Origin of the sequence: Mycobacterium scrofulaceum, from assembly GCF_002086735.1 — a bacterium.
GTDB lineage: Bacteria > Actinomycetota > Actinomycetes > Mycobacteriales > Mycobacteriaceae > Mycobacterium > Mycobacterium scrofulaceum.
Genome location: NZ_MVIJ01000117.1, coordinates 1 through 3,413 on the forward strand (window position 1 = coordinate 1; position 3,413 = coordinate 3,413).

A 3,413-nucleotide genomic window follows, 5' to 3' on the forward strand; every position below is an offset into this window, starting at 1 on the left:
GACTGCCTGTTGACCGGCTAATCGTGGCCGGCTGAATCACGTAAACGACACGCCAACAACGGAAATGCTTGACCGGTGGTGGGCGGTGGGGTTGCACTTGTCTCATGACGAATCAGCATGAGCTGCGTCTGGAAACGGGCACCGACGTCGCCTGGGTGTTGTCCGGGCCGGGCGCCGAGAAGTACGCGTTGGTCAACCATTACCTCGGTTATCTCGCCGACCGCAATTATTCTCCCCGAACTCTACGCGCCTATGGCTACGACCTGCTGGCATTCTGCCGTTGGCTCGACAGCGTCAACATCGGCTTGGGTTCAGTGACTACTGAGACCATTCTCGACTTTATGCGGCATTGCCGACAGACGCCGATCGCGGGACGCCCCGCCAATGTTGTGTCGATGGCCGGCAAGCGCCTCGACCGCTATTCCTCGACCACCATCAATCACCGTCTTGCCGCCCTGACCGGCCTGTTCACCTTTCGTGCGCTGCGTGAACCCGACCTGCGTAGTCCGATCCCGAGTGGACGAGAAGCGCGGCGAGTCAGCGCCGAAGAACGCAATGGACTGCTCGGACACTTGGTCCGGCCGAAGCGACGATCCGCGCTACGCCTGCGGGAACCGCGCCGACTACCGCGGGCGCTGAATCGCCGAGAGACCGCGGACTTGGTGTCGAGCCTGCGGACGTGGCGGGACCGGTCCTTGGCCGGTCTGATGTTGTTGTCCGGGTTGAGATCGGGGGAACTGCTCACCCTCGATGTCACCGATGTCGACATCGGCGCCCGCTGGGTTCGGGTGATGGGCAAAGGCGCCAAGGAACGCCGCGTTCCCCTCGATGTCGAGGTCGCGGGTCTGATCCAAACGTATCTGCTCACCGAGAGACCCGAATCGAGCAGCACCAGACTGTTCCTCGTCGCCAAAGGCCCGAACAGGGGCCGGCCGTTGACCGCGGCCGGTCTTCGCACCGTCTTCCGATACCACCGACGCAAATCAGGAGTGCCCGCTGGTCATCCGCATGCATTGCGTCACACCTTCGGCACCGCGATGGCCGAGGCCGGTGTGGATCTGGCGGTGATGCAAGCACTGCTCGGGCACGCCCACGTCGACACCACGGCCCGCTACATCCACATGGCGCCAACACACGTCAAGGCGGAATTCGATGCTGCCCGAACACGATTACGCGCCCGCACCTGAGGCACCGGCGGCGATCTATGCCGCCTACCTCGTGCACCTGCAACGACGGGACCGTGGCAACACCGCCTACACTCAAGCCGCCCGATCGTTCCTGCGGCGCTGGCCCCGGGTCCAGGCGTGGGCGGATATCCCGCTCGAGAAGCAGCTGGCCGCGAACTGCTCGACACGGCCGTTCGTCACCTTCTTGATGGTCAGCGGACGGCTGCGACCGGGCTACGACTACCTGGTATGCCGCAAACTCTGCAGCCTGTGGCACGAACTGACCGACAGTCGCTTGCAACCCGATCTTGATCAGTTCATCAGTGCTGCACTGGAATTGGGTTTCACCCAGCGGGTCGCCTCAGCCATCGGATCGCAGATCATCGCCCGACTGTTGATTCAGACCGGCCGACCCTTGTCCGATCTCGGCGAGAGCGATCTGCAGGAGTTGTTGCACGCGTGCGATGTTCGCCAGATGCGGACCGGGCGCGGAGCGAAACACTATCGCAGCACCACCCACAGTGCCCGCCAGATTCTCTTTCACCTCGGCATCCTCGATAAACAAACACCGCCCGCAGTCACAGCGCTGACCCTCGAGCAGCGCATGGCCGACGTCCCCGCAGCGCTGCGGCCCGCGTTCGTGGCGTACCTGAACCGCAAACACGCCACCTGCGTTCCCAAAACAGTCAGCAGTCTGGCCACGCGATTGGCTCATTTCGGCAGATACCTCGCCGCCGTCGACCCCGGCTTGACATCACTGAACCAACTGGACCGACGTCGACACATCGAACCGTTCATCACCTCGCTGACCACTACCGCCAACAGCATCACCGGTGAGCCGATCACCGTCGCAGACCGGATCAGACGAATCCATGCGGTCGGGAACTTCCTCGCCGAGATCACCGAATGGGGATGGGACGACGCGCCACCGCGGCGCCTGATCTTCCGCACCGATCTCCCGCGCCCGCAACGCTTCCTGCCCCGATATCTACCCGTCGACGCCGACCGCAAACTCACCGCAGCACTATCGGAATCACCCTACCGACTCGCCGCCGATGCACTGCTGGTGCAGCGGGCCTGCGGACTGCGGATCGGAGAATTGCTCGACCTGGAACTCGACTGCATCCATGAGATCCCCGGGCAAGGATCCTGGCTCAAGGTCCCGCTGGGCAAGCTCGACTCCGAACGCATGGTCCCTCTCGACGAAGAGGTGCTCACTCTCGTCGACCGCATCACCGCGACCCGCTCACCCGGCCGACCCATGATCCATCCCCGCACCGGAGCGCCAGCCGACTTCCTGTTCACCCACCATGGAAAACGACTCTCACAGAATGCAGTACGCGAGGAGTTGAACCGGGCAGCCCAGATCGCAGGCCTTGGGCACATCACACCGCATCAACTCCGACACACCTATGCCACCGCCCTGATCAACGCCGGAGTGTCGTTGCAAGCGTTGATGGCCCTGCTCGGACACGTCTCCACCCAAATGAGTCTGCGCTACGCACACCTCTTCGACCACACCGTGCGCACCGAATACGAACGGGCATTGGACCTGGCGAAAAGCCACATCGGACCGCTACCCGCCACCGGAACCCAGCTGCCGATCACCGATGTCACCGGCGCCGGATGGAAGGACGCACCGGCCATCAAATCGCGGCTCGCCGGCGGCTACTGTCTGCGAGCACCCGCGCAAGGTTCATGCCCCTACGCCAACATCTGCGAGCACTGCCCGAGCTTTCACACCGACTCCACCCACCTCGCAGTCCTTGCCGCCCAACGCATCGACGCCCAAGACCTGGCCGCAGACGCAGAAAACCGCGGATGGATCGACGAAGCAGATCGGCATCGCAAGCTCATCTCCAGACTCGACGCGCTCATCGCCCAATCGGAGCCCGCATGACCGAAAGCGCCCTGCTCAGGGTCGAACGTGTCTGCACCGAACTCGCTACATCGGGCCAGCCGATCACCTTCACCGCCGTCGCCGAACGGGCCGAGATCGGCCGCGCAACGCTCTACCGCGACCAACAACTCCGCGCCATCGTCGACGAATACCGCGCCCGACAAACCGACGCCCGCACCTTGACCGGCCTCGCCACCGAAGTCGCACACCTTCGCACCGCCGTCGAAGCACTCGCCGAAGGCGTCAAACGCCACGAAGAACAACTCCGCAAGCTCACCAAGCCACCACCCCGACGATGAACCATTCCGCCCCAAAATCAGACCCATCGACCCCGATTAGCCGGTCAA

3 protein-coding genes are annotated in these 3,413 nt (G+C 63.5%); all 3 read left to right on the forward strand.

The features are described from left to right. Positions 1-104 precede the first annotated feature (104 nt). The 3 genes from BST44_RS28880 to BST44_RS28890 are packed head-to-tail and all read left to right on the forward strand — an operon-like array spanning position 105 to position 3,365. Complete coding sequence (locus tag BST44_RS28880; RefSeq protein WP_083180026.1) at positions 105-1,187, forward strand: tyrosine-type recombinase/integrase; 1,083 nt, start codon at positions 105-107, stop codon at positions 1,185-1,187. Then, a complete protein-coding gene (locus BST44_RS28885; protein ID WP_083180027.1) occupies positions 1,153-3,066 on the forward strand; it encodes a tyrosine-type recombinase/integrase in 1,914 nt (637 codons plus the stop codon). The genes BST44_RS28880 and BST44_RS28885 overlap by 35 nt, the downstream gene beginning before the upstream one ends. After that, the gene (locus BST44_RS28890; RefSeq protein WP_083180028.1) at positions 3,063-3,365 is read left to right on the forward strand and encodes a hypothetical protein; all 303 of its coding nucleotides are present in this window, start codon (positions 3,063-3,065) and stop codon (positions 3,363-3,365) included. The genes BST44_RS28885 and BST44_RS28890 overlap by 4 nt, the downstream gene beginning before the upstream one ends. Positions 3,366-3,413: the final 48 nt, after the last annotated feature.

Bases quoted from the DNA above. Each gene is read 5' to 3' on its own strand.
- BST44_RS28880 (WP_083180026.1), top strand. From the start codon at position 105: ATGACGAATCAGCATGAGCTGCGTCTGGAAACGGGCACCGACGTCGCC.
- BST44_RS28885 (WP_083180027.1), top strand. From the start codon at position 1,153: ATGCTGCCCGAACACGATTACGCGCCCGCACCTGAGGCACCGGCGGCG.
- BST44_RS28890 (WP_083180028.1), top strand. From the start codon at position 3,063: ATGACCGAAAGCGCCCTGCTCAGGGTCGAACGTGTCTGCACCGAACTC.